Raw genomic sequence first — 212 nt, 5'->3', positions numbered from 1 at the left:
TGTTGACGACGGTCGAAAACTAGGCCGGTGGTGACGGTTGAAAAGTAGGCCACGGTTTGTGGTTATTGTGCCGTGTTGTCTGCCCGTGCGGAGGGCAGTGTGTCGATTCCGGTGTCCTTGAGTCGGTAGCTCGAGCCCTTGAGGGTCAGAACCTCGGCGTGGTGCACGATGCGGTCGATCATGGCCGCGGCGACGACCTGGTCGCCGAAGAC

1 protein-coding gene is annotated in these 212 nt (G+C 60.8%); it reads right to left on the bottom strand.

Features of this window, described 5'->3' with window-relative positions:
* Window positions 1-62 precede the first annotated feature (62 nt).
* A partial coding sequence (locus AC5Y21_RS26090) for an ATP-binding protein (protein WP_499917056.1) occupies window positions 63-212 on the bottom strand: 150 nt, incomplete at its 5' end.

The sequence above is a fragment of the Mycobacterium sp. NGS41 genome, from assembly GCF_059812725.1.
This window is presented reverse-complemented; position numbering and strand designations above follow the sequence as displayed.